Origin of the sequence: Solwaraspora sp. WMMD1047 (genome assembly GCF_029626155.1) — a bacterium.
Lineage (GTDB): Bacteria > Actinomycetota > Actinomycetes > Mycobacteriales > Micromonosporaceae > WMMD1047.
This window is the reverse complement of sequence record NZ_JARUBL010000001.1, coordinates 5,122,035-5,147,957: the sequence shown is the minus strand read 5'-3', so window position 1 is coordinate 5,147,957 and position 25,923 is coordinate 5,122,035. Positions and strand designations below refer to the sequence as shown.

The window sequence follows — 25,923 nt, the reverse complement described above, 5'->3', positions numbered from 1 at the left end:
GGGCGGGATCCCGATCGGATCCCGCCCCGCCCTGGTCAACGCACCAGCACCAGCGCGAAGCCGTCCCAGCCCTTGACCCCGACCGTCTGCAGTGCGGTCGCCTCCAGCCGTGGGTCGGCCCGGACCAGCTCCAGGAACTCCCGGACGCCCCGGACCCGGTCGTCCGGGCAGTCCGGATCCACCACCGCCCCGTCCCGGACCACGTTGTCGGCGATGATCAGGCTGCCCGGCCGGGTCAGCCGCAGCGCCGCCGCGAGATAGGCCGGGTTGTTCGGCTTGTCGGCGTCGATGAAGACCAGGTCGTACGCCGGCCCGCCGCGCGCCACCAGCTCGGCCAGCCGGTCCACGGCGGCGCCCACCAGCAACTCCACCCGGTCGGCCACCCCGGCGGCGGCCAGGTTCCGCTCGGCCAGCTCGGCGTACCCGGGGTCGAGTTCGATCGTGGTGACGTGCTCGACCGCCCGGGCCAGCCAGATCGTCGAGTACCCGGCCAGCGTGCCGATCTCCAGCACCCGGCGGGCGCCGCCGAGGCGGGCCAGCAGGGCCAGCAGGGCGCCCTGGTTCGGTGCCACCTCGTACGCCGGCAGGCCGGCGTCCCGGGCGCTGGTACGGGCGGCCACCAGCGCCTCGTCCTCGTCGACGAGGGTGGTGGCGAGATAGCCGTCCACCGCCCGCCAGCGCTGTTCGGAGTCGTACATCGGTCCTCCTCGCGATGACGTCCCGGGGCGCGGCCCCGGAACGTGATCATGGTAGGAGCCCGAGCTACGGATGCAGGCGGGCGCCCTTGAACGCCTTGTCGACGCTGTTGCGGGGGCCGAAGACGGCGATTCCGACCAGGTCGAGATCCGCACGGGCGACCGCCCGCACGGCCGCCCGGTTGTCCAGGTCGTTGCCGGTCGCGAAGAGCTCGGCGGTGAACACCGACATCGGCAGGCCGCGGTCGAGCGCCCGGCCGTGCGCGGCGGTCAGCAGCGGGCCGTCACCGGCGAAGACCAGCACCGGCTGGCCGAACATCGGCAGGTACTTGGTGCCGTCGGCGTCGGCGTAGGGCTCGCCGATCGTCTCCGGCACGCTCGCGGCGATGCCGCTGACCAGGAAGGCCGTCACGTTGAGGCGTTGCCAGGTGGCCAGGTCGTCGCGGAGCAGCACCGCGATCTTGGTGGGAAAGGCGCTCATGGCAGCCACTCTGCCGGACCCGGCCCGGATGGTCTTGTACGTTCCTGACGCCGCCACCACGCGATGCGGCCGGGCCGGCCGCGGGTGGCTAGAGTGTCGGCGGTATGCCGGTCAGGTGTCCCGCCGGCCGGACCGGCGGGGAAATGAGGAGCGCGATGGCCGTCCCAGGCAGGCGTCCCGCCCGGTGGGTGGCGGCGGTCGCGGCGCTGCCGCTGGCGCTCGGCGGCTGCGGGCTGGTCGGCGGTGCCGAGCCGGACCCGGCCGGCAGTACCATCGTCGACGACGGGGCGGACGAGGCCCGGCAGCTCGTGCAGCGCTACCTGGACGCGATGACGGCCAAGGACACCGCCGCCGGCCGCGGGCAGCTCTGCGCCGCCATGCACGAGGCGTTCGACCAGGGTGCAACCGGCCCGAACGGGGACTTCGCGGACCACTTCACCGTCACCGGGGCGAGCATCGTCGACATCCGTGCCGACAACGGCGGGCAGCAGGTCAGCACCGCGATCACGGTCGAGTCGGGCGGCCGGAAGATCCCGGCCCGGATCCTGTTCGTGGTGGCCCGCACCGAGGCGGGCTGGTGCATCGCCGACGAGCGGGTCGGCGGCAACACCCCGGCCCCGGCCGGCTCCGCGACCGCCACCCCGGGCTGACCGCCCGCGGGTCGGGCCCGACGGCCCGATCCGTCGACCGGCCCGGCCGGTCGGCCCGGCCGACCGTGGCTTTCTCACGAACCGGAAGGGCCACCCTCAGCGGTGGCCGACGGCCGCTGTCGCCGTACGCTTTGCCTCATGCGCCAAGAGTGGCACCAGTTGAGCTACCCCGCCGTGGGCAACGCCGGCCTGCGGACCAGCCGCCCCACCGACGCCTCCGCCGAGGACGAGGCGCTCGGCCTGGACCGCTGGCGGGACCTGCCGCGCGCCCAGACCCCGCCCTGGCCGGACCCGGCCGTGGTCGCCGAGGTGTGCAAGATCCTCGACAACGTCCCCTCGGTGGTCGCCCCGTACGAGGTCGACCACCTGCGGGAGCGGCTGGCGCTGGTCTGCGAGGGCAAGGCGTTCCTGCTGCAGGGCGGCGACTGCGCCGAGACCTTCACCGACAACACCGAGAGCCACCTGCTGGCCAACGCGCGCACCCTGCTGCAGATGGCCGTCGTGCTCACCTACGGCGCGTCCCTGCCGGTGGTGAAGGTGGCCCGGGTCGCTGGCCAGTACACCAAGCCCCGGTCGCTGCCGACCGACGCGCGCGGGCTGCCGGCCTACCGGGGCGACATGATCAACTCGCTGGAGGCGGTGCCGGAGGCCCGGGTCGCCGACCCGCAGCGCATGATCCGGGCGTACGCGAACTCGGCCGCCGCGATGAACATGCTCCGCGCCTACCTGGTCGGCGGCCTGGCCGACCTGCACGCCGTGCACGACTGGAACAAGGGCTTCGTCCGCAACTCCCCGGCGGGCGAGCGGTACGAGGCGATCGCCCGCGAGATCGACCGGGCGCTGGCCTTCATGCGGGCCTGCGGGATGACCGACGAGGAGGCGCTGCGCACCGTCACCCTCTACTGCTCGCACGAGGCGCTCGCCCTGGAGTACGACCGGGCGCTGACCCGGGTCTCCGACGGCCGGGCGTACGGGCTCTCCGGGCACTTCCTCTGGATCGGCGAGCGGACCCGGCAGATCGACGGCGCGCACATCGACTTCATCTCCCGGATCGCCAACCCGATCGGCGTCAAGCTCGGCCCGACCACCACCCCGGACGAGGCGATCGAGCTCTGCGAGAAGCTCAACCCGGAGAACGTGCCCGGCAAGCTGACCCTGATCAGCCGGATGGGCAACCACCGGGTCCGCGAGACGCTGCCGCCGATCGTGGCCAAGGTGACCGCCGCCGGGGCCAAGGTGGTCTGGCAGTGCGACCCGATGCACGGCAACACCCACGAGTCCTCCAACGGCTACAAGACCCGGCACTTCGACCGGATCGTCGACGAGGTGCTCGGCTACTTCGAGGTGCACCGCAACCTGGAGACCCACCCCGGCGGCCTGCACGTCGAGCTGACCGGCGAGGACGTCACCGAGTGCCTCGGCGGCGCCCAGGCGATCGCGGACATCAACCTGCCGGACCGCTACGAGACCGCCTGCGACCCCCGGCTGAACACCCAGCAGTCCCTCGAACTGGCCTTCCTGGTCGCCGAGATGCTCCGTGGCTGAACCGGCCGGTCCGGCGGGCCCGGTCGACCTGCGGTCGGACACCGTCACCCGACCCACCGCCGGGATGCGGGCGGCGATGGCCGCCGCCGAGGTCGGCGACGACGTGTACGGCGAGGACCCCACCGTCAACGCGCTGGAGGCCGAGGTCGCGGCGCTGTTCGGGCACGAGGCGGCGGTCTTCGCGCCGACCGGCTCGATGACCAACCAGATGGCCCTGCAGGTGCTGGTCCCGCCCGGCGCCGAACTGCTCTGCGACGCCGACGCGCACGTGGTGACGTACGAGAGCGGCGCCGCGGCGGCGTACGGTGGCATCTCCTCGCGGACCTGGCCCGCCGCGGGCGGCGAGCCGGACGCGGAGCTGATCGCCGGCCTGGTCCGCCCGGCCGGCTTCCACGCGGTCGCCACCCGCGCGATCGCCGTCGAGCAGACCCACAACCGGGGCGGCGGCGCGGTGATCCCGCTGGCCACCCTGCGCGACCTGCGCCGGATCGCCGACGACGCGGGGATCGGCCTGCACTGCGACGGGGCCCGGATCTGGCACGCCCACGTCGCCGACGGGGTGCCGCTGGCCAGCTACGGCGCGCTCTTCGACACCCTGTCGGTCTGCCTCTCCAAGGGGCTCGGCGCGCCGGTCGGCTCGCTGCTGGTCGGCAGCGCCGAGCGGGTTGGGCGGGCCCGCGCGGTCCGCAAGCGGCTGGGCGGCGGGATGCGGCAGGCCGGGGTGCTCGCCGCCGCCGGCCGGTACGCGCTGCGGCACCACCTCGACCGACTCGCCACCGACCACGCGCGGGCCGCCCGGCTGGCCGACGCGCTGGGACCGTTCGGGGTGCTGGCCGGGCCGGTACGCACCAACATCGTGCCGCTGGACCTGACCAAGTCGCCGCTGGACGCGCCGGCGCTGGCCGCCGCGGCCCGGGAGCGGGGCGTACTCATCTCCGTGCTGGGCCCGCGCACCGCCCGCCTGGTCACCCACCTCGACCTCGACGACACCGCCCTGGACCGGGCCGTCGAGGTCCTCACCACCCTGCTCCGCGCCTGACGTTCCCCGCGCCGGAGGTTCGGCGCCTGAGCCTTCCCACGCTGGCGGTCCCGCGCCTGAGTCGGCGGCTCGCCGCGCCGGCCGGCTCAGCGCAGTCGTTTCAGGGTGGCGATGTCGTCGGCGTGGCCGTGGTGCTTCTCGCTGGGGGTCTCCACGATCACGGGCCGGCCGGCGGTGGCGGGGTGGGCCAGCAGCTCGGCGAAGGCGGCCTCGCCGATGGTGCCCTTGCCGATCGTCTCGTGCCGGTCCCGGGTGGAGCCGCAGGGGTCCCGGGAGTCGTTCGCGTGGATCAGCCGGAGCCGGTCCGGACCGACCGCCGAGACCAGGGCGTCCAGGGTCTGCGCCATGCCACCCGGCCGGGCCAGGTCGTGTCCCGCGGCCCAGGCGTGGCAGGTGTCGAAGCAGACACCCAGCCAGGGATGGTGGTCCACCGCGTCGAGGTACGGCGCCAACTGCTCCACCCGGGCGGCCAGCGACCGGCCACCGCCCGCGCTCGGCTCGACCAGCAGCATCGGCCCGGCCAGCTCGGCGGCGTCGTCCAGCAGCGGCAGCAGCACCTCCCGCAGCTGCCGCAGGGCCGCGTCGAAGTACGCCGGATCGACCGCGCTGCCAGCGTGGAAAACCACCCCGGCGGCGCCGATCGCGACCCCCCGGCGCAGCGCGTGCGCCAGCGTGGCGACCGACCGCTCGACTGTCGCCGGGGTCGGCGAACCGAGGTTCACCAGCAGCGACGCGTGGATGTAGACGGCCAGGCCGCGGTCGGCGCAGCCGGCCCGGAACGCCGTGTCCTGCGCCGGATCCCCGGGCGGCAGCGCCCACCCCCGGGAGTTGGAGACGTAGACCTGCACCGCCTCGGCGCCGGCCGCGTCGGCGTACGGCAGCGCGGTCCGGGCCAGGCCGCCGCCGGCCGGGGTGTGCGAGCCGATCGGCCGGTCAGGTGCCATCAGAAACACCCGATGACGACCTGGGTGCCCGCCGGCACCTGCGAGTTCTCCGGCGGATTCTGGAACCGGACCGTGCCGTTCGGGTTGAACTGCACGGCGACGGTGAGCTGCTGACCCTCCAGCACCTGCTGAGCCTGGGCGCAGGGCAGGTCGATCACCCGGGGGACCACCACCGCCTGCGGGCCCTTGCTGACCTCCAGCTTGATCTCCGCGCCGCGCTCCACGCCGGTGCCGTCCGCCGGGCTCTGCCCGATCACCAGGTCCTTCGGCCGGTCGTCGTCCTTGTACGTCTCGACCACCTCCAGCCCGAGCTGCTGAAGTTGGGCGCGGGCCTCGTTGATGTTCTTCCCGACCAGGTTCGGCACCGAGATCGGTGCCTTCCCCTTGCTCACCGTCACGGTGATCTGGTCGCCGGGCTTGACCTCCGCGCCGGGCTCCGGGTCGATGGCGATGACCACCCCCTTCGGGAGGTTGTCGTCGAACCGGTCCGGCCCCTTCTTCACCACGAGTTTCGCCTGCTCCAGCTCGCTCTGCGCCAGATCGAACCGCTTGCCGACCACATCGGGCACCTCGAACCGCTCGGGACCCAGGGAGAGCACCAGAGTGATCGTGCCGTCCTTGCGGATCTTCGCCGCCGAGGCGGGCGACTGGCCGAGCACCACATCCTTGGCGACGTTTTCGTCGTACCGGGGATCGCCGTAGACGATCGTGAAGCCGGCCTGCTGGGCGCGGGCGACCGCGTCGGCGTTGGAGAGGTTGACCAACTGCGGCGTCTCGGTGTACCGGCCGACGCCGAACCACCAGCCGCCGACCCCGGCGACCAGCCCGAGCACCACGATGGCGGCGGCCAGCACCGTGCGGCCGCGCTTCGCGGCCAGCACCTGGTCGCGCAGCGTACGCAGCCGCTCCGGCAGCCCGGACAGCGCGCCCGGGGCGGCCGCGCGCCGGCGGTGCGGGGTGGTCCTCGGCCCGTCCTCCGGCAGCCGCGCCCAGGTGGGCCGGTCCGCCGGCCGTACCGCCGAGACCACCATGGTCGGCTGGTCCGCCGGCGGCGGCGGGGTCTGCGGAAGCTGGCGGAGCAGAGCCGTGTTGGCGTTGGCGTTGCCCAGGTCGTCCCGGGCCACCTGCACCTCGGCCTGCAGCGCCCCGGCGTCGGTGGGGCGGGCCGCCGGATCCCGCCGGGTGGCCCGGACCACCAGGTCGTCCACGATCGGCGGCAGACCGGGGACGAGGGTGGACGGGGTCGGCACGTCCCGGTCCACGTGCTGCCAGGCGACGTCCACCGCCCGGGCCCCCTCGTACGGCACCCGACCGGTGAGCATCTCGAACAGCACGATGCCGGCCGCGTAGACGTCGGTGCGGGGATCGGCGTGCCCGTCGGTCACCAGCTCCGGGGCGACGTAGGCGACCGTCGCCATCAGCTGGCCGCCGGCCTCCGCCTCGGAGCTGGCCGCCACCGCCCGGGCCAGCCCGAAGTCGGCGACCTTCACCACACTGTCGACCAGGTTCGCGGAGCCGCCGGTGGGGGCCTCGGCGACCAGCACGTTCTCCGGCTTGACGTCGCGGTGCACCAGCCCGGCGCGGTGGGCCGCCGCGATCGCCGCGAGCATCTGCTCCAGGATCGCCAGCGCCTCACCCGGGTTGAGCCGCTGCCGCTCGGTCAGGACGTCGCGCAGCGTCCGACCGCGCACGTACTCCATCACCAGGTACGGCAGGCCGCCGTGGGTGCCCTGGTCGTAGACCGCGACGACGTTGGGGTGGGTGAGCCGGGCGATGGTCTTGGCCTCGTCGGTGAACCGCGCGAGGAAGGTGGCCACCCGCCCGTCGGCGTCCTGCGCCTGGCCGGGATGAATGATTTTCAGCGCGACGGTGCGTTCCAACCGCTCGTCGACGGCGGTGTAGACGGTCGCCATGCCACCACGGGCCACCCTGGCGCGGATCCGGTACCGCCCGTCGATCAGGGAACCCAGCAGCGTGTCGGCGACCTGTATGTCCATCGGCAGGCAGTCTATGTCTCCAGAGGGGGGCGGCAGAACAGGATGCCACAGCCGACGCCGAACGGAAATCCCGGCCGGCCGGTCGGCCCGTCGCCGAGGGCGTTGCCGGCGGCCGGACCGGACGTGGCAGGGTGATCGGGTGACCGATTCCGTACCCGCCTCCCCACCCGCCTCCCCGGAGCCGCCCGACCAGGCCGGACCGAGCGGCTGGCTGACCCTGCCGGACGTGGCCGAGCGGCTCGACGTGACCATCAGCAAGGTGCACCAGATGATCCGCGACCGCGAGCTGCTGGCGGTCCGCCGGGACGGGGTACGCCGGGTGCCGGCCGAACTGGTCGCCAACCAGACCGTCCGCAAGCACCTGCCGGGGGTGCTCACCCTGCTCGACGACGCCGGGTACGACGACGAGGCGGTGCTGCGCTGGCTGTACGAACCGGACGACAGCCTGCCGGGTACGCCCGCGGCGGCGCTCGGCGGCGACCGGGCCCGCGAGGTCAAGCGCCGCGCCCAGGCCCTCGGGTTCTGACCGACGTGGAACGCTTCGCCTACCTGGCGGTGCTGGCCGGCTGCCTGGTCTGCGCGCTGTGGCTGGAGCCGGTGCTGCGGGTCAACGTGCTGCGGCGGTGGCGCCGGCTGCTGCTCACCCTGCTGGTCGTCCTGGTGGTCTTCGGCGCCTGGGATCTGGCCGCGATCGCGGCCGGGCACTGGACCTTCGACCCGGCGCAGACCACCGGTGTGCTGCTGCCCGGCGCGCTGCCCCTGGACGAGGTGCTCTTCTTCCTGGCCGTGCCGTTCTGCGCCATCCTCGGGTTCGAGGCGGTCCGGGCGGTCCGCGGCTGGCCGGCCGGCGACGAGCCGCCGGAGGCGGACCGGTGAGCTACACGACCGCCGCGCTGCTCGGCGTCGTCGCCGCCGTGCTCGTCGACCTCTTCGTGCTGCGGACCCGGCTGGTGCTCCGGCCGGTCTTCTGGGCCACCTATCCGATCATCATCGGGTTCCAGCTGCTCTCCAACGGCATCCTGACCGGCCGGCAGATCGTCCGGTACGCGCCGGAGGCGATCATCGGGTGGCGGGTGGTCTACGCCCCCGTCGAGGACCTGTTCTTCGGGTTCGCGATGATCCTGCTGACCCTCTCCGTATGGGTCTGGCTGGGCCGCCGGGGTGTGCAGCGTACGCCGGTGGCGGGGCAGGGGAGCCCGTTGCTGCGGCTGCTGGACCGGCGTCGGTCGTCCCGGCGTCGGCGCGGCTGACCGGGCTGCGCCGGCGGCGGATCAGCCGCCGCGCCGCTACCACCAGCGCGGCGGTGACCAGCGCCAGGTCGAGCAGGGCACCCGGCAGTTTGGTCAGCACCGGGACACCCAGGCCGTTGGGCAGCACGAGCAGGCTGAGCGCGAGCACCGCCAGCGCGAGCCGGCGCCGCCACCGCCGTCCCGCCACGCCGGCGGCGAGGACGGCGATCGCCGCCAGGCCGTACCAGGGGTAGACCACCGGCGAGAGCAGCACCAGCGCCGCGAACGCGGCCCCGCACCCCACCACCACGCTCCGGCGTGCCGCCGTCCGGTCCGGCTGTGCCGCCGTCGGGCCCGGCTGTGCCGCTGTCGGGTCCGGCTGTGCCGCTGTCGGGCTCGGCCGGCCGGCCGCCGAGCGGGTTGGCCAGCGCCGGGCGTTCCGGGTGGCGCGCCAGGCGTGGCCGACCAGGGCGGCCGTGACCACGAGCAGCATCCCGGACCCGAGCGCCCGGGCCACCTGGACGGCCGGCTCGATCGCCTCGGGGCGGCCGGCCCACCGCAGGGCGTACCCGACGGCCATGCCGACCCCGGAGGGGAGCGAGGTCCACTGCACCAGCCGGCCGGTGTCGGTGAGCGCCCGGAGCCAGCCCAGGTCGAGCCCGGTGCCGAGGGTCAGCGCCGCGAACGCGCCGGCCGCGCCGGCGAGCACGCCGGCACCCGTCCGGCCGAACACCGCACCGGCCGGGCCGCCCGTCCATGCCGCGCTGCCCGTCGGCGCCGTGGTGCCCGGCGTGGCTGTGGTGCCCGGCGTGGCGGCGCCGGGTGGCGGGTGGCGCAGGGTCGCCAGCGCGATGACGAACGGCAGCGCCAGCATCGCCGTGATCTTGATTCCGGCCGCCAGGCCGACCGTCGCGCCGGCCGCGATCGCGGCGGACCCGACGCCGGCCCGGCCGGTGGGCGTTCGGGCCGCGGCGGCGACGGTCAGCGCCGCCACCAGCAGCCCCACCATCAGCGCGTCGTTGTGCGCGCCGCCGACCAGATGGATGGCGACCAGCGGCGACGGCAGCGCCAGCCAGGTGGCCGCCACCGGGTCGACCCCGCACGACCGGGCCAGCCGGGGGAGGTACCCGGCGATCAGCAACCCACCGCCGAGCGCGACGGCCCGGAGTACGGCCACCGCGACGAGCAGTTGGCCGTCGGCCGACCCGGTGACCGCGCGGGCGACCGCGACCGCCGCCCCGGACAGCGCCACCGCCAACGGCCCGTACGGCGTGGTGGTGTCGTGCCAGAGCGTCGGCACGGCGTCGGCCCACCGACACCCGCCGGCGACCACCCCGATGCGGTACGGGTCGACCCCGTCGAGCCAGAGCGCGCCCTGGCAGGCATAGGCGTAGACGTCCCGACTGCCCACCGGCGGCGTGCCCAGCAGCGGAACGGTCCAGATCGCGGCCGTGCCGAGCAGCCAGCGCAGGGTCACCGGCCCCGGTGTTTCGCGTACCGCCCGCCCCAGCCGCCACCAGGCTCCGGAGAGGGTCAGCAGCCCGGCGGCCCAGACCGCCAGCGCCAGCCACCAGGACGGCGCGACGGCGAGTGGCCCGGCCGAGCGCAGTGCGGCGCCGGGGTCGGATCCGGGCGGCGCTCCCGCGCCGAAGGAGCCGACGGCCATCAGGGTGGTCCCCGCGAGCCCCGCGATCCGCCACCGGCCGGGACGACCGGCTGGACCACCGTCCCGGTCGGTCCGGGATCCGTCCCGATCGGCTCCGCGTCCGCCGTGGCCGGCCCCGCGTCCGCCGTGACCGGCCCCGCGTATGTCCGGATCGGCCCCGCGCCCGTCCGGATCGGGTTCGCGCACGTGCCGATCGTCGCACCTACCGGTGACGGCCCGACGCCGATCGGGTGGACCGGCGATGAGCCGACGGTGTCCGCCGGATGGCCCGCCGGGCGCGCCCCGGCGGCGGCCCGTCCAGCGCTGCGCGGTGGCGCCGATGCGGAGGGGTCAGTACTTGCGGCGGGTCGCCGCGACCGCCAACTCGGCCAGCACCTGCCGGGCCTCGTCGGCCAGGTCGGCGCCGGCCAGCGTCGCCAACGCCGCGTCGGTCAGGCCGGCGATCCGCCGTTCGGTCCGGTCCAGTGCCCCACTGGAGGTGATGATCTCGCGGAGCGCGGCCACCCCGGCCGGGTCCAGATCCGGATCGCCGAGCCGACGGGTGAGCAGCGCCCGGTCCGCGGTACCGGCGGCCTCGAAGGCGGCCGCCACCAGGTACGTCCGCTTCCCCTCCCGCAGGTCGTCGCCGGCCGGTTTGCCGGTCTGGTCCGGGTCGCCGAAGACCCCGAGCACGTCGTCGCGCAGCTGGAACGCCTCGCCCAGGGCCAGTCCGTAGGTGGAGTAGGCGGTGCCCACCCCGGCCGGTGCGTCGGCCAGCGCGGCGCCGAGCAGCAGCGGCCGCTCGACGGTGTACTTCGCGGACTTGTACCGGGCCACCTGACCGGCCCGCTCGACCGACATGTCGCCAGTGGCCTGGGTGAGCACGTCCAGGTACTGCCCGATGGTCACCTCGGTGCGCATCTCGTCGAAGACCGGCCGTCCCCGGGCGAGCACGTCCGGGGCCAGCCCGCTGCCGTGCAGCAGCCCGTCCGACCAGACCAGGCAGAGATCGCCGAGCAGGATCGCCGCGGCGTCACCGAAGCCGCTCGCGTCGCCCACCCAGCCGCGTTCGTCGTGCAGCGCGGCGAACCTGCGGTGCATCGCCGGCTCGCCGCGCCGGGTGTCCGACCGGTCGATCAGGTCGTCGTGGATCAACGCGCTGGCCTGCACGAACTCCAGGGCGGCGAGGGCGGTCACCACTGCCTCGGAGTCGGCGCCGCCGGCCCCCCGGTACCCCCAGTAGGCGAACGCCGGCCGTAGTCGCTTACCACCGCCGAGCACGAAACTGGTGATCGACCGGGCGACCGGCGCCAGCGCGTCGTCGACGCCGGCCAGCCAGCCGCGCTGGGTGGCGAGGAAGTCGGCCAGCGCCCGATCGATGCGTACCCGGAGGTCGGCGCGGTCCACCGGGGAGACGGGAGCGGCGTTTGTCACGCCCCGACGCTAGTCGTAGGCCGGTCGGTGCCGGTAACACCGCCCCCGCCGAGGCGTGGGACGTCCACCGGTCGGCCCGGCCGGCCGTCTAGAGTCGTGGGGTGTCGCTTGGTCTGCCTTCCGTCCTTCGTAACTCCCAGCCGTCGATCGGGGATCTGATTCGCGGCCCGGAGCCGACCTTCTCGTTCGAGTTCTTCCCGCCGAAGACCGCCGAGGGTGAGCGGCTGCTCTGGCGGGCGATCCGGGAGCTGGAGTCGCTGCGCCCGTCGTTCGTCTCGATCACCTACGGGGCCGGTGGGACCACCCGGGACACCACCGTCGCGGTGACCGAACGGGTCGCGACCGAGACGACCCTGTTGCCGATGGCGCACCTGACCGCGGTGAACCACTCGGTCGCCGAGCTGCGGCACATCATCGGCCGGCTGGCCGGGGTCGGGGTCCGCAACCTGCTGGTGGTCCGGGGTGACCCGCCGGGCGACCCGACGGCCGAGTGGGTGCCGCACCCCGACGGCGTCGAGTACGCCGAGGACCTGGTCCGGCTGGTCCGTCAGTCGGGTGACTTCAGCGTCGGCGTCGCCGCCTTCCCGTACAAGCACCCCCGGTCACCGGACATCGCCAGCGACACCGAGTACTTCATCCGCAAGTGCCGGGCCGGGGCGGACTTCGCGATCACCCAGATGTTCTTCGACGCCGACGACTACCTGCGGCTACGGGACCGGGTGGCCGCCGCCGGCTGCGACACCCCGATCGTGCCGGGTGTCATGCCGGTCACCCAGCTGCGCACCATCGAGCGTTCAGAGCAGTTCTCCGGCGCCCCGTTCCCGAAGGCGCTCGGCGCCCGGTTCGAGGCGGTCGCCGACGATCCCGAAGCGGTCCGCCGGCTCGGCATCGAGCAGGCCAGCGAGATGTGCCGGCGGCTGCTCGACGAGGGCGTGCCGGGGATCCACTTCATCACCATGAACCGGTCCACCGCCACCCGCGAGGTCTGGCAGAACCTCCAGGTGGGGGCGCGGGTGTGAATTCGCGACCCGGCAGCCCGTCCGACGGTTGATCCCCGGTGGGCACCAGGCTGAGTTGGGACGAGTACGCCGCCTCGTGGGCGCGGCTGCACGGCGGGTTCGACCCCCGGCAGGCGACCCCGACCGTACGCGGCTGGCTGCGGATGGCGTACGAGGTGGGGTCGGTCCTGAGCCGGTTGCGGGTCTCGCCGACGGCGGTCACGGTGCTGGGCACCCTGCTCTGCGCGGCCGTCCCGCTGGTGGTGGCCCGCGGCCCGTCCGGCCCGCTGCTCGGCGCGGTGCTGATCCTGCTCGCCGCCGTCGCCGACAGCGCCGACGGCGCGGTGGCCGTGGTCACCGGCCGGACCAGCCGGCTCGGGTACGTCTACGACTCGGTCGCCGACCGGCTCGGTGAGGCGTTCTGGCTGCTCGCCTTCTGGCTGGTGGGGGTGCCGGGCACCCTGGTGGTCACGGCCGGGGCGCTGTCCTGGCTGCACGAGTACGTCCGGGCGCGGGCGGTCTCCGCCGGGATGAAGGAGATCGGCGCGGTGACCATGGGGGAGCGCCCCAGCCGGGTGTCGGTCGCCATCGTCGGCCTGCTGGCCGCCGGGGTGACCGGCCTGATCCGGCCGGAGCTGGCCGCCGGCACGATGACGGTGGCCACCACCGTCTGGGTGGTGCTCGCCGCCTTCGGCCTGGTGCAACTCCTCGCCGCCGTCCGCCGCACGCTGCGCTGAACCAGCTCGCCGGCGCCGCAAGCCGTCTCCGGGGCAGGGCACGACAGCTTGATCTCGCCGGGGGTAGCTGGCTTCGCCAGTCCGGGTGGTTGGCAACGCTCAGCGGGATCGGAATTGAATAAATTAAGATCAACTTCTTGAATCTTAAGGTGTGGCGAACCTATGCTTTGAGATATGTCGGAGCGGGCAATGGAGTGGCAGGAACTGACAAACCTGACCAGGGGGCAGCCGTTCGTCGTTGAGCGGGTGCGCATGGCGGGCAACGGGGTGGCGATCGAGGGCGAGTTCGAGCTACCGCAACTGGCTCAGCTCAACGTCGAGGACCAGGTCTTCGTCACGGCGTTCGTGCGGTGCCACGGCTCCATCAAGGAGATGGAGCGGATCTTCGGGGTGAGCTATCCGACGATCAAGTCACGCCTGAACCGGATCGCGAAGCTGCTCGACTTTGTCGAGACCGACCCGGCACCGTCGCGGGCCGACGTCATCGATCGGTTGCGCCGCGGTGAGATCACCGCGCAGCAGGCGCTCTCCGAACTGGAGGGCCGCACGTGATGCCGCAGTTGGTGACCATGCGCGTCGACCGCGCGAGCGGTCGTCCCATCCGGATCTGGATTCCGATGCTCCCGGTGCTGCTCGTGTTCCTGCCGATCGTGGTCCTGGCCGTCCTGGCGGCGGTCGTGGCCTGCCTCGGGTACCGCGTCGACGTGGTGCGGGCACTCGGCGCCGGTTGGCGCACCGTCTCCGCGTTGTCCGGCACCCGCGTCGACATCAGGCAGGGCCGCACGGCCGTGCTGGTCGCCATCCGTTAGGAGAGGTTCTGATGAACGAAGAGCGTAAGGACATCCTCGACATGCTGGCCGAGGGCAAGATCACCGCGGCGGAGGCGGAGCAACTCATCGCCGCGCTCGAACGGGACCAGCCGCCCGTCGCGTCGAGCCCCGACGCCCGGCCGAAGGGCAGGGCGAAGTACCTGCGGGTGCTGGTGGACACCCAGGACGACGGCGAGTCGGGGCGGGTCAACATGCGGGTGCCGCTGCAGTTGCTGCGGGCCGGTGTGAAGCTGGCGGCCCTGGTCCCGCCGCAGGCACTCGGCAAGATCAACCTCGAGCTGCACAAGTCGGGTGTGCCGGTCGACCTGACGCAGCTCAAGCCCGACCAGCTCGAGGACCTCGTGGATCAGCTCGACGAGATGACCGTGGAGGTTGATCAGCCCGATGCCAAGGTACGCATCTTCTGCGAGTAGGCACCGTCCGGATGGACGGACCCCCGAGAGGGTGCGGGAACACCCTCCCGAGGCCGCGTCCGCTACCGCAGAACACGGTTGAACTGCCGCTTGAAGTCTAGCCGCTCGGCCCTGCGCTCCGTGCGCACAGGCCCAGCGAGACGGGGGCGGTCCGGCGCGTCCGCCGGACCGCCCCCGCCGCCGGTCAGCCGCAGGAGCGGGCCGGGTACGTCGTGGTCAGCGTGGTGGTCAGTGGTGCGCCGTCGCGGCGGCCGGTGACCTCGACGGTCACCTCACCGGCCGGGACCTGTGCCTCCCCGGTCGGGAACGTCCGGGGCTTGCTCGCCCCGGGCTGTAGCCCGATCGATTTCGACCCGTACGCCGCCGAGGTCACCGAGCCGGTCAGCCGTACCGTGTCGCCGTTGGCGACGGTCACCAGCACCTGTCCCTTCCGGCCGAAGCAGCGGATCTCGGCGGTCGCCGAGACGGTCAGCGCCGGCGGTGCGGCGGTGAACGACCAGGAGTCGAGCTCGAAGAGGTCGGTGTCGGCCGGTCCGGTGTAGCTGAAGTAGACGTCGTGCACGCCGGTGACGCCGGTCAACTCGGCGGTCAGCTCCGTCCACTCGCCGGCTTCCGCGTCGACCGGGATGGTCGCCACCACCGGCGCGGTGACCTCGTCGAGCCGGACCTGGATCTGGCCGCCGGCCACCAGCGGGCGCACCTTCGCGGTCACGGCGCCGGCACCGGTGCCGAAGTCCACCGCAGACAGTGCAGTCCAGTCACCGTTGTCGATGTCGCGCACCACCAGGTTCGGCGCCGAGTCGCCGAACTGGTCGGATCCGCCGTCGACCTTGGTGGTCGCGACGCCCTTGCTCCAGCCGAAGGTCTCCGCCTCGAACACCCGGTACGGGTCGAAGTCGCGGACCTGGTCCACCCCGGCGTAGGTGCCGACGACCTGCTGGATCGTGCCGTCCGGGTTGAAGGTCAGCTCCTGCATGTGCGGGCTGCGGTAGCCCTGGGTGGTGTCGCCGTTGATGCGCTTGTTCAGCGTCGGCGCGTGGTGGGTGAAGTAGTACCTGCCCTCGAACTCGAACACCGACTGGTGGTTGTTGCCGCCGGTGCCGGGGCCGAAGAACTGCGACTGGTTGGGGAACAGCACGCCGGCGTAGGTCTCCTTCGGCCAGTCCATCGGGTCGTCGGAGATCAGGTAGCCGATCTGCCCGGCACCGGGGTAGCCGGGCAGCGGGGTCTGGTTGCCGCCGAAGTCGTTCCCGCCGAAGTGCGAGGAGTACGAGAGGTAGTACCTGCCGTCGCGCTTGAAGACCTGGGCCGCCTCGAAGGCCACCGGGGCGTCCACCACCTCGGCCGTGCCCTCGGTGGAGACCATGTCGTCGCCGAGCCTGATCACCCGGATGTTCTTCGGGTTGTTGAAGCGCTCGGCCGGCGGCATGTTCGTCGCGGCGGGACCGCCGCCGAAGTAGAGGTAGGCCTCGCCGTCGGAGTCCACCAGCGGGGCCGGGTCGAACTTCCAGGCGACCGCCTCGGCGCCCGGGGTCCGGCCGTCGATGAGCGTGCTGTCGCGCTCGCTGGTCCACGGACCGACCGGCGACTCACCGGTGATCACGTTGCTGGACCCGCCGCCGTTGGCGTAGTAGAGGAAGAACTTCTCCTCGCCGTCGACCACCTTCTTGGCCATGCCGGGGGCCCAGGAGTTGTTCGTGAACGGCGCCACGCCGTCCGGACCCGCGACCTGGATCTCGCCGTGGTCCGTCCAGTTCACCAGGTCCTCGGAGGAGATCACCGTGATCTGGTTGATGTCGCCGTAGTTGATGCCTGGCGAGACGCCGGTGACCGGGTCGGGCGCGTACCCCTGGGTGTCGTTCGTCAGGTACATGTAAACCCGGCCGTCGTGCACGAAGCCGAACCCGTCGGCACCGAACTTGTGCCCGATCAACGGGTTGTGCTCGCCGGGCAGCTTGCCGACGACCTCGATGGTCTTCGACGCCGGGGCGGGTGGCGCGGCGCCGACGACCGAGACGTCGTCGAGGGTGAAGTCCATCAGGTGCAGGTCGGGGTCGGTCGACGGGGTGCTGGTCCAGGGCGTCTCGAAGAAGAGTCGGGCGGTCGAGACCGCCTGCCCGGCCGGGATGGTGAACGTCCCGTTGAACTGTGCCCACTGGCCCTTCGTCGCGGTCACGCTGACCAGGTTGGTGTAGCTGGCCGCCCCGTAGTGCATGGTGGCGAAGAACTGCTTGGTCGCGGGCCCGGCCGGGTTGTCGTACCTGATCCGGGCGGTGAGCGTGTACGCCTGCCCGGCCTGGACCTTGCCGCTGAGGTTCTGCATCGGGCCGGATCCGGTGGTGGTCCGGGCGGTGACCCGCACCGCGCCCGAGCCGGAGTAGGCGTCGGTGGTGGGGGAGAGGGTGGCGCTGTCGGTGGCGTTTCCGTTGTTGGCGAACCAGCCGGTGAGGCCCTCCTCGAACCCGCCGTTGACGATGAGATCCGCCTCGGCGGCCTGGACGGGCGCGGTCGGGGCGATCAGCCCCGCGGCCGCCAGGGCACCGGCTGCGGCGACCGCGACGGCCCGTCGGCGGGCGAGCGTTCGTAGGCGTTGTTCCACGTGCTGACCTCCTGGGGCGGGCAGGACGAAGGGACGAGGACGGGGCAAAAGTCGACCCCCATCTTTGTTAGCGCTCACATTCAGTGTCAAGGGTCGGCCCGAAACTCAGTCGAAACGATCTCGCAATCCGGGGCCGGTGTTCGCGGCGCGGTAGCTGCTCCAGGTTCGGGCAACACCGGTGGGGCAGACGCCGCCGGCTCCGCCCGACCCGGGATCGGATCGGACGGAGCCGGCTCATTGATAACGCTCACAAAAAACTGTTCATGGCGTTATTCGCGAATGTCGGAGAAACAATTGTTAAATGGTCAGCGTTGCAGGGTGAGCAGGCCGGGCCGGTAGGGCAGCAGGCCGTAGTCGCCGCCCGAGTTGGGCGAGCGGCCCTGGTAGAGCAGTTGCAGGTTGCAGGCGTTGACGGTCATGGTCTGGTCGGCGTTGGTCCGGATCAACTCGCCGTGGCTGATGTCGTTGGTCCAGGTGGCGCCGCTGTTGGCCTTGCCCGCGAACGGGTTGCTCTCGCTGGTGGCGTTCGGGGTCCAGTTTCCGCCCAGGCTGGTGGCGGTGAAGGAGCGGAAGTAGCGGCCCTGCGAACCGATCGCCTCGACGAGCATGAGGTAGCGGTTCTCGCCTTCGAGCTTGTAGACCTGAACGCCCTCGAAGAGGTTGTTCGTGGTGTCGGTCATGATGGTGGTGTAGTTGGAGCCGAAGCTGCCGGGGAAGTTGCCGATCGGCATGCTGGCCCGGTAGATCCGGCCGTTGTCACCGGCGAAGAAGAGGTACATGTTCTGGCTGTCACCGATCAACGCCTGGTCGATCGGCCCGGTGCCGGAGTTGGAGATGCTACCGGTGAACAGGGTCTGCGCCGACGACCAGGAGTTGACGTTCGTCGGGTTGGTGGAGGTGCGGTAGGAGAACGCCGGTCCGCCCCACTGGTAGGCCAGTACCCACACGTTGCGGGGGGCGAAGTAGAACAGCGACGGCGCGACGGCCGAGAACGGCATGGCGTTCTGGCTGGCCGAGCCCATCTGGTTCCAGTTGGAGAAGAGTCCGAAGTTCATCGAACCCCAGGACGTGCCGAAGTCGTGGTTGGTGGCGTAGACCAGGTGCTGGCCGTTGTACGGGGCGTGGGTGAAGTCCTTCAGCGACACCCAACCCGACCTGGGCTGCGCCAACGCACCCGTCGACGACCACCGGTAGCTCGACGGCAGCGGGCAGTTGTTGGGCGGCGGGGTGGTCGGGGGCGGCGTGGTCGGCGGCGGGGTGGTCGGCGGTGGCGTGGTCGGCGGCGGTCCGGTGGTGGGCGGGGGTCCGGTGGTCGGTGTCGTGCTGCCGGTACACGTCACGCCGTTCAGGGCGAAAGTCGTCGGCGTCGGGTTGCTGCCGTTCCATGACCCGTTGAAACCGAACGACGTGGTGGCGTTGGTGCCGAGCGAACCGTTGTAACTCACGTTCCGTGCGGTCACCGCCGAACCACTTTGCGTCAGCGACGTGTTCCACGACTGGGTGACCGTCTGCCCGGCGCCGAACGACCACGTCAGCGTCCAACTGGTCAGCGGATCGCCCAGGTTCGTGATGGCCACATTGGCTCCGAATCCGCCCGGCCACGAAGAGGAGACGGAGTAGTTCACCGAACAGCCGGCGGCCGCGGACGCCGGCAACGCCACGGCGACTGTCGCCGACGCCAATAAAGCGACGCCGGCCGACACAATGGCCACATTGGTGGCTCTGGATCTAGGCATAAAACACCCTCCTGACGGGTTGGCGGCCTACGTATTGGCGCTGATCACTGTTAGGTGAGCGTTAACAGCCGCGTCAGGTATGTTACGGGAGCGCTCCCAGAGGCTCAACCATCGATTTGTCAAGCCCTCGGGCCGAGGTGGCCGGTCAGGCCCGGCCCACCTGGGCAGCGACGATCTGGGCGGAGAGGGTGACCATCGGCAGGCCGCCGCCCGGGTGGGTGGAGCCGCCGACGAGGAAGAGCCCGTGCACCGGGGCCCGGTTCGCCGGCCGGAGCAGACCCCCCGCCGTACCGTAGATCGCCCCGCCCGGCGTCGCGGTCGTCTCGGCCAGGTCGGCGGGGGTGCGCACCTCGCGGAAGACCAGCCGGTCCCGCACGTCGACGCCGCGGGCCGCCAGCACGTCGAGGATCCGGTCCGCGTACGCGTCGGCGAGGCCGGGCCGCCGCCAGTCCAGACCGGCCAGGGTACGCCCGTGCCGGGCGGCGTTGACGAGCACGAACCACGCCTGGTGCCCCGGCGGGCGGACCAGCGGATCATCGGCCACCGTCACGAAGACCGTCGGGTCGGCGGCCGGCCGGGCGGGCCGGCCCCGGCCGGGATCGCCGAAGACCGCGTCGAACTCCGCGTCGTAGTCGGCCGGGAAGAAGACGTTGTGGTGCGCGAGCGCGCCGGACCCGCCGGGCTCGTCGCGTACCCCGAGGAGCAGGACGAAGCCGGCCAGGCTGCGGTCGGCGAGCCCGGCCAGCCGGGCCGGCGTGGGGAGCAGGTCCCGGTAGACGGTGAGCGCGTCGACGTTCGCCACCACGACGTCCGCCGGCACCGGCCGGGCGCTGCCGGCCACGCGAACCCCGTGCACCCGTCCGCCGGCCGCGTCGATGCCGGTGACCCGGGTCCCGGTCTGCACCACCACCCCGAGGTCCAGGCAGTGCGACAGCAGCGCGTCGGCGAGCGTGCCGAGCCCGCCGCGCAGGTACCAGCCGCCGAAGGTCAACTCCGCGTACGGGATCGCGACCAGCGCGGCCGGGGCGCGGCGCGGGTCGGCGCCGGTGTAGGTGGCGTACCGGTCCAGCAGCATCCGCAGCCGCGGGTCGCGCAACGTCCGGCGACCCAGCCCGCGCAGGGTCTGCCCCGGGCCGATGGCGGCCAGGTCACCGAGCCGCCAGGCCAGCGGCGCCAGCGACCGCGCCGAGTCGACCTCGGATCGCAGCACGTCCCGCCAGGAGGCGTCCCAGACCCGGGCGGCCCGCCGCCACAACCGCCGCCAGTCGGCGGCGGCGCCGGCGCCGAACCGCTCACCGATCCGGGCCGCGAAGTCCGCCGGGTCGGCGCACGAGTCCAGGATGGTCCCGTCGGCGAAGGTGTGCCGCACGATCGGGTCCACCGGCTGCAGGTCGAGATGCTCGTCGAGCTTGGCGCCGGTATCGGTGAACAGGTCGGCGAAGACCTGCGGCAGGGTCAGCAGGCTCGGCCCGGTGTCGAACGCGAAGCTGCCGGCCGGGGTGTCCCGCCGGTACCGGCCGAGCTTGCCGCCGACGGTGTCGGACCGTTCGAAGAGGCTGACGTCGTGGCCACCGGCGGCCAGCCGGGCCGCCACGGCCAGCCCACCCACCCCGCCGCCGACAACGACCACCCGGCTCATACCGCCTCCATCCACGTCCCCCGCAGATGGTACGGCCGCACCCGCGCCCGGCGCGGCAAGCGCCACCGCCCGCTCCTCGCGCCTTCGCGTGCCAGCCGACCACCGTCTTGCCCGTCGCCCGGTGGCACTACGAGCGGCAGCGGGAGCGGCGGCCGCCGGCCGGCCGGGCCGTTTCAGCGCACGGGGCGGCCGCGCCAGGTCAGCCGGCCGCTGCTGCGCAGCCGGTAGGACCGCGCGGTCAGCCAGCCGAGCAGCGCCACCGAGAGCGGATGGGCGAACGCGTCCGGCCAGCCGCGGCCGCCCGTCGCCCGCGCGCTGACGATCCGCCCGGCCACCCCGAGCAGATAGCCGGCCGCCCCGGCGAACGCGATCGACGCGTCGCCGACGACGAGCCCGGCGACGAGAACCAGCGGCGGTGCGGCGTACCCCAGCAGGAGCAGGAGCACGACGGCGGCCGCGGCGACCGGCGAGCCGAAACTGGCCCACAGCGACTTGCTGTAGCCGTCCCGGAGCTCGGTCCAGGAGCCGTACATCCGGCAGTCGGCGACCGGTGAACCGTCGGCGAGCGCGATCCGGCCGCCCGAGCGCTTCACCGCCCGGGCCAGCTCGACGTCCTCCAGGATCCGGTCCCGCACGGCGGCGTGGCCGCCGGCCCGCCGGTAGCCGGCCCGGTCCACCACGAGCAGTTGCCCACCGGCGGCGGCCAGCGACGGCCGGGGCGAACGCTCCATCGCGCGCAGCGGCAGGAAGGTCAGCCAGAGCCACTGCAACAGCGGCTGCACCAGCCGCTCGCCGGCCGACTCGGCGACGATCCGGGGGTACGGGGAGAGCAGGGTCGCCGAGGCGGCCCGGAGCTCGGCCACGGCGGCGGCCACCGCGTGCGGGGCGAGCACCACGTCCGCGTCCACGAACACCAGCACGGTGGCGGCCGGACCGGCCTGGTCGGCGAGCTGCTGGCAGGCGTGCGGCTTGCCCAGCCAACCGGCCGGTGGCGGCGCCCCGGTGACCAGCCGGACCCGGGCGTCGGCGCCGGCCACCGCCCGGACCACGTCGGCGGTCCCGTCGGTCGAGCCGTCGTCGAGCACCACGATCCGCAACCTGGGCACCCCCCGCTGGGCCAGCAGCGAGCGCAGGCAGGGGCCGACCCGGTCGGCCTCGTCGCGCAGCGGCAGCAGCACCGCCACCGGTTCGCCGACCGGGTCCGCGGCCGCGGCGGTCGGCAGCCGGCGCAGCCACCGGGTGGCGTTGACCAGGGTGTGCGCGGTGAACAACGCGACGCAGCCGACCAGCAGCCAGGCCGCCCCGACCAGCCAGGCGGCGCCGGTCGGCCAGGCGGCCACGGCCGCCGGCCAGGCGGCGTCGGGGAGGCCGGTCACGGTGGCAGCTCGCCGGCGGGCCGGCGGCCGCGCAGGCTGAGCGCGAGCGGTACGGCGACCGTCGCCATGGCCAGCGCACCCCACCCGGCCGAGGCGGGCAGGCCGAGGAAGACCGCGTGGGCGAGCACACTGGAGGCGTAGGTCCACAGGTAGAGCGCGTACATCGGCCGGTCGTCGGGCCCGGCGGCGCCAGGCCCGGCGGTGCCCGGCCCGGTTGTCGCGGCGGGGCCGGCCGCCGGGCCGAGCAGCGCCATCAGCACGAGCGCGAACAGCAGCCAACCGAGATAGTTGCTGATCGGCACGCCGGGTACCCCGGGCAGGGCGGGACCCGGGTTGAGCCAGGTCCAGTAGCCCTCGCCGACCATCTGCGGATCGAGGAAGACATCCCAGGCGGCCAACCCGACCGCCGCCACCAGTACCCGACCGGCGAAGCGCCGGGCGCCGGGGGCGATCCGGCCGGTCAGCCGGACCGCCGCCAACCAGGCCGGCCACGCCATCCAGGTCCAGGCGAGCGGGATCACCAGCGGCACCTCGGCGACCTTCGGTCCGAGCGCGCCCGAGTAGTCGTACGCGCCGAACGGGAAGCCGGTGCTCAACCCGATCGCCTCGACCGCGAAGCCACCGCCGGTGGTCACCACGAGTAACGCGAGCGCGACGCGCGGACCGCGGCTGAGCAGGGCGTGCCCGACCGAGAGCAGGTAGCCGAGCAGGACCGTCAGCACGGTCAGCCGGGCCCGCGCCGAACCTTCGGTGAGCGGGTAGCCGATCTGCGTCAGGACCAGCGCGGCCAGCAGCAGCCAGGCCAGCCCTCGCCGGCCAGCCCCGGCGGTCCGTCTCCCGGCGGTCCGTCTCCCGGTGTCGGTCCGGTTCACCGCGGCGGGTCGAGGGGCAACCCCCGACCGAGTACGGCGAAGGCCCGCTCGTCGCCCGGGAAGCGGAACCCGCGCAGCACGTCGACGAAGCCGAACCGGCGGTAGAGCCGCCAGGCCCGGGACGCCAACTCGTCGGCCTCCGGGGTGGACAGCAGGGTGGTGCCGCCCGGAGCCATGCCGAGCAGGGTACGCAGTTGCCGGGCGCCGAGTCCGTGCCCCTGCGCCGGCGGCCGGACGTGCAGCTCCACCACCTCGAAGCAGTTGGCGAACCAGGTCTTGCGGGCCTCGTTGTTGAGCGCGCCGTACACCTGGTCGTGCCACCACTGCCCGGGTGCGGAGAGGTAGCCGTAGCCGAAGCCGGCCAGGTGGCCGTCGGTGGTGAGGGTGGCGACCGCGCGGAAGCCGGGCCGGCGTACGTGGGTGGCGATGTAGCCGCGGCGGGCCTCCAGCAGGTCGGCGCGGTAGCCCATCGCCTCGCCGTAGACCGCCACCACGTCGTCCAGCCGCCGGACCAGGTCGTCCGGCTGCCAGGGCACCAACCTCATCCCGGCCCGCTCCTCACTGCCGTTGCCCGTCGTGGGCGATCCAGCCGAGCACCGTACGGTCACCGACCACGTCGCGCACCTCCAGCCGGCTGAACATCTCCTCGGCGTACCAGCGCTGGACCGGGGTCCGCATGATCGCCGCGCGGTGCTCCGGGTGACGGTACGCGAACCGGGTGAGATCCGTGGCGTCGCGCCACACGCTCACCGTGCCCTGGAAGCCGAGCGGTGCCTCGCCGATGCCGAACCGGCAGAGCAGTCCGGGTGCGTCCCGCAGCGCGGCGGCGACCGGCGGCACCGCCCGCCAGAAGTTCACCGCCCGCGCCGGTCGCAACCGGGCCCGGGTCAGCGCCAGCACCGGCCGAGCATCGATCGGATCCGGGTCGCTGACCTGCGGGCCGGCGGGCGGGGTCTCGTCGGCCCGCGGACCGGCGGGCTGGGGGCCGGTGGGCGGTGGGTTGACCGCGCGGGCCGGGCCGGGGTCGCCGAAGGGCTCGACGCCGGCCCACCGCCCCCGGCTGGCCACCGGGTGCAGGTCGAGCCGGACGGCGGAGTCGGCGATCCGCCGCCAGGCGCGGCCGACCGGGCTGTCGTCGAAGCCGGCGGCCTGCGCCGGGTCGGACCAGACGACCAGGGCCGCCCACCGGGTGGGGTCGGCGTCGGTGGGGCCGAACCCGGTGCCGGTGCCCGTGCCGAGCAGCTTGCCGAAGGAGACGCCCGGGGTGGCCCGCAGCCGGCGCCGGTCGACCGCCATCCGGTGCAGCGCCCGGGGCAGGACCGGCGGGGGAATCCGCCAGACGTGCAGGGTGACCAGCTCCGGTACCGTCATGCCACCTCGGCGGGGGCGCCGTCGGTGATCCGCAGCAGCTCGGTGTAGCTGGTCGGGAAGACCGCCCGGGGTACGCCGCCGGCGGCCCAGACCACGTCGTAGCCGGCCAGGGCGGTGTCGACCAGGGTGCGGACCGGTTTCGGGTGGCCGAGCGGGGCCACCCCACCGATCGGCTGGCCGGTGTGCTCCCGGACGAACTCGGGGGTGGCCCGCCGCAGCGCGGTCACCCCGAGGTCGGCGGCGACCCGGGCGGTGTCCACCCGGTGCGCGCCCGAGGTGAGCACCAGCAGCGGCTCACCGTCCGCGTCGAAGATCAGCGAGTTGGCGATCTGGCCGACCTCGACGCCGAGCGCGGCCGCCGCGGCGGCCGCCGTGTGCACGGCGTCGGGCAGGACGCGTACCTGGCTGGGTGACCCGGCGCCGTCCCGGGCGTCGGCGCTGTCCAACGCGGCCTGGACCGCCTGGACGTTGGCGTGTGGCTGCATGCCCCCATCTTGCTCGACGGCTCGTCGGTCCAGCCAGGCGGGCGGCCGCCGCGACCGGGGACGGCCGACGCCCCGGCCGCCGTCGCGGAGGTCTCGATGATGCTCTGGCTGCTCGTCAAGGGCGTCAAGGTCCGCAGCCGGACCGGCCGGCCGCCCATCCGGCCGCGGCCGGCGTCGCCGTGTCCTGACCGGCCGGTCGGATCAGACCGACCAGGCCGGGGTGAGCCTGGCACTGGCCGGGACGTTCGCGACCGGTGCCATGGTGTCGCCGTCGATCCGGTAGGCGCGGCAGCCGGCGGGCGCGACCACCAGGGCGGCGAAGCCGCCGGGCCGGGTGACGGTCACCCGGCGGGGGACGTCGGCCGGGATCACCAGGGTGTCGCCGGGCTCGATGGTGACCGCCGCGTCGGCCAGGTCGACGGTTGCCGCGCCCGCCAGCACGGTCCAGATCTGCGTGGTGTCGATCGCGTGCGGCGGCCCGGACTGGCCGGCGCGCATGTCGACCCGCCAGACGGCCTGGTCGGTCCCGCCCTGGGTGGGGGAGGCGAGCGTGGTCATGACGGCGTTCGGCGTTTCGGTGCGCCGGCTCTCGGCGTGGCGGATGACAGGCATCGGGTGGACCTCCTAAAGTCGTCAACGTGGTTGTCGAAATAGTTAACCAGGTTGTCGTTCATGTCAAGTGACCCGCGCGAGCCGGACGCGCCGGGGTTCGAGCTGCCACTGCGGTTGCTCCTCGGCTTCCGGGTGCTCATCGACGAACTGCACGCCGAGCTCGCCCGGCAGGGGCACCCGGAGATGCGGCCGATGTACGGCTTCGTCTTCCAGGCCATCGGCGTGGAGGGGACCACCGCGGCCGAACTCGGGCGCCGGCTCGGCGTCTCCAAACAGGCGGCCGGCAAGACCATCGACTCGCTGGAACGACTCGGCTACCTGCGGCGGGAGGCCGATCCCGGCGACGCGCGCCGCAAGCTCGTCCGGCTGACCGAGCGGGGCGTCGACTCACTGCACCGGTCGGCCCGCATCTTCGACGACCTGCGGAGCCGATGGGCCGACATCGTCGGCGTGGAACGCCTCCGGGCGCTGGAGACGGACCTGCGCAAACTCACCCCCTCCGACGTCTTCCCGCTGGACGTCCCCGGCTGGTTCGGCGGCCAGTGACCGACGCGCCTCGAACCGCCGGTGGGGCCAGGGTGGTCGGCGTACCTCCG

General features: G+C 73.4%; 26 protein-coding genes and 1 pseudogene. 12 read left to right on the top strand and 15 right to left on the bottom strand.

The genetic code is table 11. From position 1 onward, the window contains the following. Window positions 1–35: 35 nt before the first annotated feature. Together O7627_RS23275 and O7627_RS23270 are read right to left on the bottom strand one after the other, a co-directional pair. Window positions 36–698, bottom strand: coding sequence for an O-methyltransferase (locus O7627_RS23275; RefSeq protein WP_278095612.1), 663 nt, complete (start codon window positions 696–698; stop codon window positions 36–38). Window positions 699–762: 64 nt separating this feature from the next. Further along, entirely contained in the window at window positions 763–1,176 is a 414-nt protein-coding gene (locus O7627_RS23270) for a DUF2000 domain-containing protein (RefSeq protein ID WP_278095611.1), read from the bottom strand. Between the two features lie 155 nt (window positions 1,177–1,331). On the opposite strand from O7627_RS23270, the gene O7627_RS23265 reads away from it, so the two are divergent. The 3 genes from O7627_RS23265 to O7627_RS23255 all read left to right on the top strand — a co-directional run bounded on the left by O7627_RS23265 (window position 1,332) and on the right by O7627_RS23255 (window position 4,410). Beyond that, a complete protein-coding gene (locus O7627_RS23265) occupies window positions 1,332–1,826 on the top strand; it encodes a hypothetical protein (RefSeq protein WP_278095610.1) in 495 nt (164 codons plus the stop codon). Between the two features lie 138 nt (window positions 1,827–1,964). After that, window positions 1,965–3,371 (top strand): 3-deoxy-7-phosphoheptulonate synthase class II, encoded by a 1,407-nt coding sequence (locus O7627_RS23260; protein ID WP_278095609.1) that lies wholly within the window; start codon window positions 1,965–1,967, stop codon window positions 3,369–3,371. Beyond that, window positions 3,364–4,410 carry a GntG family PLP-dependent aldolase gene (locus O7627_RS23255; protein WP_278095608.1) on the top strand — a complete coding sequence of 349 codons (1,047 nt, stop codon included), beginning with the start codon at window positions 3,364–3,366 and terminating at the stop codon, window positions 4,408–4,410. The genes O7627_RS23260 and O7627_RS23255 overlap by 8 nt, the downstream gene beginning before the upstream one ends. A gap of 86 nt (window positions 4,411–4,496) precedes the next feature. Here the strand turns inward: O7627_RS23255 and O7627_RS23250 are convergent, their stop codons facing one another. Continuing rightward, on the bottom strand, window positions 4,497–5,357 hold the full coding sequence (locus O7627_RS23250) for a deoxyribonuclease IV (protein ID WP_278098398.1): 861 nt from the start codon (window positions 5,355–5,357) through the stop codon (window positions 4,497–4,499). Continuing rightward, window positions 5,354–7,351, bottom strand: a complete 1,998-nt coding sequence (pknB, locus tag O7627_RS23245) for a Stk1 family PASTA domain-containing Ser/Thr kinase (RefSeq protein WP_278095607.1) — start codon at window positions 7,349–7,351, stop codon at window positions 5,354–5,356. The genes O7627_RS23250 and pknB overlap by 4 nt, the downstream gene beginning before the upstream one ends. A gap of 139 nt (window positions 7,352–7,490) precedes the next feature. Here pknB and O7627_RS23240 point away from each other — a divergent pair, with 139 nt between their 5' ends. The 3 genes from O7627_RS23240 to O7627_RS23230 are packed head-to-tail and all read left to right on the top strand — an operon-like array spanning window position 7,491 to window position 8,601. Beyond that, window positions 7,491–7,877, top strand: a complete 387-nt coding sequence (locus O7627_RS23240) for an Rv2175c family DNA-binding protein (protein WP_278095606.1) — start codon at window positions 7,491–7,493, stop codon at window positions 7,875–7,877. Between the two features lie 5 nt (window positions 7,878–7,882). Continuing rightward, window positions 7,883–8,227 carry a lycopene cyclase domain-containing protein gene (locus O7627_RS23235; protein WP_278095605.1) on the top strand — a complete coding sequence of 115 codons (345 nt, stop codon included), beginning with the start codon at window positions 7,883–7,885 and terminating at the stop codon, window positions 8,225–8,227. Next, entirely contained in the window at window positions 8,224–8,601 is a 378-nt protein-coding gene (locus O7627_RS23230) for a lycopene cyclase domain-containing protein (protein ID WP_278095604.1), read from the top strand. Before O7627_RS23235 ends, O7627_RS23230 begins: the two co-directional genes overlap by 4 nt. Before the next feature lie 478 nt (window positions 8,602–9,079). Here O7627_RS23230 and mptB read toward each other — a convergent pair. Beyond that, window positions 9,080–10,432, bottom strand: a pseudogene (gene mptB / locus O7627_RS23225) (polyprenol phosphomannose-dependent alpha 1,6 mannosyltransferase MptB); the annotation flags it as partial. A gap of 144 nt (window positions 10,433–10,576) precedes the next feature. Continuing rightward, the gene (locus tag O7627_RS23220; protein WP_278095603.1) at window positions 10,577–11,659 is read right to left on the bottom strand and encodes a polyprenyl synthetase family protein; all 1,083 of its coding nucleotides are present in this window, start codon (window positions 11,657–11,659) and stop codon (window positions 10,577–10,579) included. Window positions 11,660–11,760: 101 nt separating this feature from the next. Between O7627_RS23220 and metF the strand changes: the two genes are divergently transcribed. From metF to O7627_RS23195, 5 genes are all read left to right on the top strand, one after another. Next, window positions 11,761–12,678, top strand: coding sequence for a methylenetetrahydrofolate reductase [NAD(P)H] (metF, locus tag O7627_RS23215; RefSeq protein WP_278095602.1), 918 nt, complete (start codon window positions 11,761–11,763; stop codon window positions 12,676–12,678). A 38-nt stretch (window positions 12,679–12,716) separates the two neighbouring features. Next, window positions 12,717–13,394 carry a CDP-alcohol phosphatidyltransferase family protein gene (locus O7627_RS23210; RefSeq protein ID WP_278095601.1) on the top strand — a complete coding sequence of 226 codons (678 nt, stop codon included), beginning with the start codon at window positions 12,717–12,719 and terminating at the stop codon, window positions 13,392–13,394. Window positions 13,395–13,568: 174 nt separating this feature from the next. Further along, window positions 13,569–13,946 carry a DUF2089 domain-containing protein gene (locus O7627_RS23205; RefSeq protein ID WP_278095600.1) on the top strand — a complete coding sequence of 126 codons (378 nt, stop codon included), beginning with the start codon at window positions 13,569–13,571 and terminating at the stop codon, window positions 13,944–13,946. Next, window positions 13,946–14,203: a hypothetical protein gene (locus O7627_RS23200; RefSeq protein ID WP_278095599.1), complete on the top strand. Its 258-nt coding sequence runs from the start codon at window positions 13,946–13,948 to the stop codon at window positions 14,201–14,203. The genes O7627_RS23205 and O7627_RS23200 overlap by 1 nt, the downstream gene beginning before the upstream one ends. Before the next feature lie 11 nt (window positions 14,204–14,214). Continuing rightward, window positions 14,215–14,637, top strand: coding sequence for a hypothetical protein (locus O7627_RS23195; RefSeq protein ID WP_278095598.1), 423 nt, complete (start codon window positions 14,215–14,217; stop codon window positions 14,635–14,637). Window positions 14,638–14,821: 184 nt separating this feature from the next. On the opposite strand, the gene O7627_RS23190 is transcribed toward O7627_RS23195, so the two are convergent. From O7627_RS23190 to O7627_RS23150, 9 genes are all read right to left on the bottom strand, one after another. After that, the gene (locus O7627_RS23190; RefSeq protein ID WP_278095597.1) at window positions 14,822–17,236 is read right to left on the bottom strand and encodes a family 43 glycosylhydrolase; all 2,415 of its coding nucleotides are present in this window, start codon (window positions 17,234–17,236) and stop codon (window positions 14,822–14,824) included. Between the two features lie 305 nt (window positions 17,237–17,541). Beyond that, window positions 17,542–18,972, bottom strand: a complete 1,431-nt coding sequence (locus O7627_RS23185; RefSeq protein ID WP_278095596.1) for a non-reducing end alpha-L-arabinofuranosidase family hydrolase — start codon at window positions 18,970–18,972, stop codon at window positions 17,542–17,544. A 145-nt stretch (window positions 18,973–19,117) separates the two neighbouring features. After that, the gene (gene crtI, locus O7627_RS23180; protein ID WP_278095595.1) at window positions 19,118–20,611 is read right to left on the bottom strand and encodes a phytoene desaturase family protein; all 1,494 of its coding nucleotides are present in this window, start codon (window positions 20,609–20,611) and stop codon (window positions 19,118–19,120) included. Window positions 20,612–20,784: 173 nt separating this feature from the next. Next, window positions 20,785–21,921 (bottom strand): glycosyltransferase family 2 protein, encoded by a 1,137-nt coding sequence (locus O7627_RS23175; RefSeq protein WP_278098397.1) that lies wholly within the window; start codon window positions 21,919–21,921, stop codon window positions 20,785–20,787. Between the two features lie 62 nt (window positions 21,922–21,983). Beyond that, the gene (locus O7627_RS23170) at window positions 21,984–22,793 is read right to left on the bottom strand and encodes a carotenoid biosynthesis protein (protein ID WP_278098396.1); all 810 of its coding nucleotides are present in this window, start codon (window positions 22,791–22,793) and stop codon (window positions 21,984–21,986) included. Window positions 22,794–22,855: 62 nt separating this feature from the next. After that, a complete protein-coding gene (locus O7627_RS23165) occupies window positions 22,856–23,404 on the bottom strand; it encodes a GNAT family N-acetyltransferase (RefSeq protein WP_278095594.1) in 549 nt (182 codons plus the stop codon). 13 nt (window positions 23,405–23,417) lie between these two features. Further along, the gene (locus tag O7627_RS23160; protein ID WP_278095593.1) at window positions 23,418–24,230 is read right to left on the bottom strand and encodes a monooxygenase; all 813 of its coding nucleotides are present in this window, start codon (window positions 24,228–24,230) and stop codon (window positions 23,418–23,420) included. Continuing rightward, window positions 24,227–24,715, bottom strand: coding sequence for a YbaK/EbsC family protein (locus O7627_RS23155; protein WP_278095592.1), 489 nt, complete (start codon window positions 24,713–24,715; stop codon window positions 24,227–24,229). Before O7627_RS23155 ends, O7627_RS23160 begins: the two co-directional genes overlap by 4 nt. 201 nt (window positions 24,716–24,916) lie before the next feature. Continuing rightward, window positions 24,917–25,327 carry a cupin domain-containing protein gene (locus O7627_RS23150; protein WP_278095591.1) on the bottom strand — a complete coding sequence of 137 codons (411 nt, stop codon included), beginning with the start codon at window positions 25,325–25,327 and terminating at the stop codon, window positions 24,917–24,919. 60 nt (window positions 25,328–25,387) lie between these two features. On the opposite strand from O7627_RS23150, the gene O7627_RS23145 reads away from it, so the two are divergent. Next, entirely contained in the window at window positions 25,388–25,873 is a 486-nt protein-coding gene (locus O7627_RS23145; RefSeq protein WP_278095590.1) for a MarR family transcriptional regulator, read from the top strand. Window positions 25,874–25,923 lie beyond the last annotated feature (50 nt).

What these genes read in the sequence shown, in the direction of transcription:
- O7627_RS23275 (WP_278095612.1), bottom strand. Translation starts at nt 698, where the DNA reads ATGTACGACTCCGAACAGCGCTGGCGGGCGGTGGACGGCTATCTCGCC.
- O7627_RS23270 (WP_278095611.1), bottom strand. Translation starts at nt 1,176, where the DNA reads ATGAGCGCCTTTCCCACCAAGATCGCGGTGCTGCTCCGCGACGACCTG.
- O7627_RS23265 (WP_278095610.1), top strand. Translation starts at nt 1,332, where the DNA reads ATGGCCGTCCCAGGCAGGCGTCCCGCCCGGTGGGTGGCGGCGGTCGCG.
- O7627_RS23260 (WP_278095609.1), top strand. Translation starts at nt 1,965, where the DNA reads ATGCGCCAAGAGTGGCACCAGTTGAGCTACCCCGCCGTGGGCAACGCC.
- pknB (WP_278095607.1), bottom strand. Translation starts at nt 7,351, where the DNA reads ATGGACATACAGGTCGCCGACACGCTGCTGGGTTCCCTGATCGACGGG.
- O7627_RS23205 (WP_278095600.1), top strand. Translation starts at nt 13,569, where the DNA reads ATGTCGGAGCGGGCAATGGAGTGGCAGGAACTGACAAACCTGACCAGG.
- O7627_RS23200 (WP_278095599.1), top strand. Translation starts at nt 13,946, where the DNA reads ATGCCGCAGTTGGTGACCATGCGCGTCGACCGCGCGAGCGGTCGTCCC.
- O7627_RS23195 (WP_278095598.1), top strand. Translation starts at nt 14,215, where the DNA reads ATGAACGAAGAGCGTAAGGACATCCTCGACATGCTGGCCGAGGGCAAG.
- O7627_RS23185 (WP_278095596.1), bottom strand. Translation starts at nt 18,972, where the DNA reads ATGCCTAGATCCAGAGCCACCAATGTGGCCATTGTGTCGGCCGGCGTC.
- crtI (WP_278095595.1), bottom strand. Translation starts at nt 20,611, where the DNA reads ATGAGCCGGGTGGTCGTTGTCGGCGGCGGGGTGGGTGGGCTGGCCGTG.
- O7627_RS23165 (WP_278095594.1), bottom strand. Translation starts at nt 23,404, where the DNA reads ATGAGGTTGGTGCCCTGGCAGCCGGACGACCTGGTCCGGCGGCTGGAC.
- O7627_RS23160 (WP_278095593.1), bottom strand. Translation starts at nt 24,230, where the DNA reads ATGACGGTACCGGAGCTGGTCACCCTGCACGTCTGGCGGATTCCCCCG.
- O7627_RS23155 (WP_278095592.1), bottom strand. Translation starts at nt 24,715, where the DNA reads ATGCAGCCACACGCCAACGTCCAGGCGGTCCAGGCCGCGTTGGACAGC.
- O7627_RS23150 (WP_278095591.1), bottom strand. Translation starts at nt 25,327, where the DNA reads ATGCCTGTCATCCGCCACGCCGAGAGCCGGCGCACCGAAACGCCGAAC.
- O7627_RS23145 (WP_278095590.1), top strand. Translation starts at nt 25,388, where the DNA reads ATGTCAAGTGACCCGCGCGAGCCGGACGCGCCGGGGTTCGAGCTGCCA.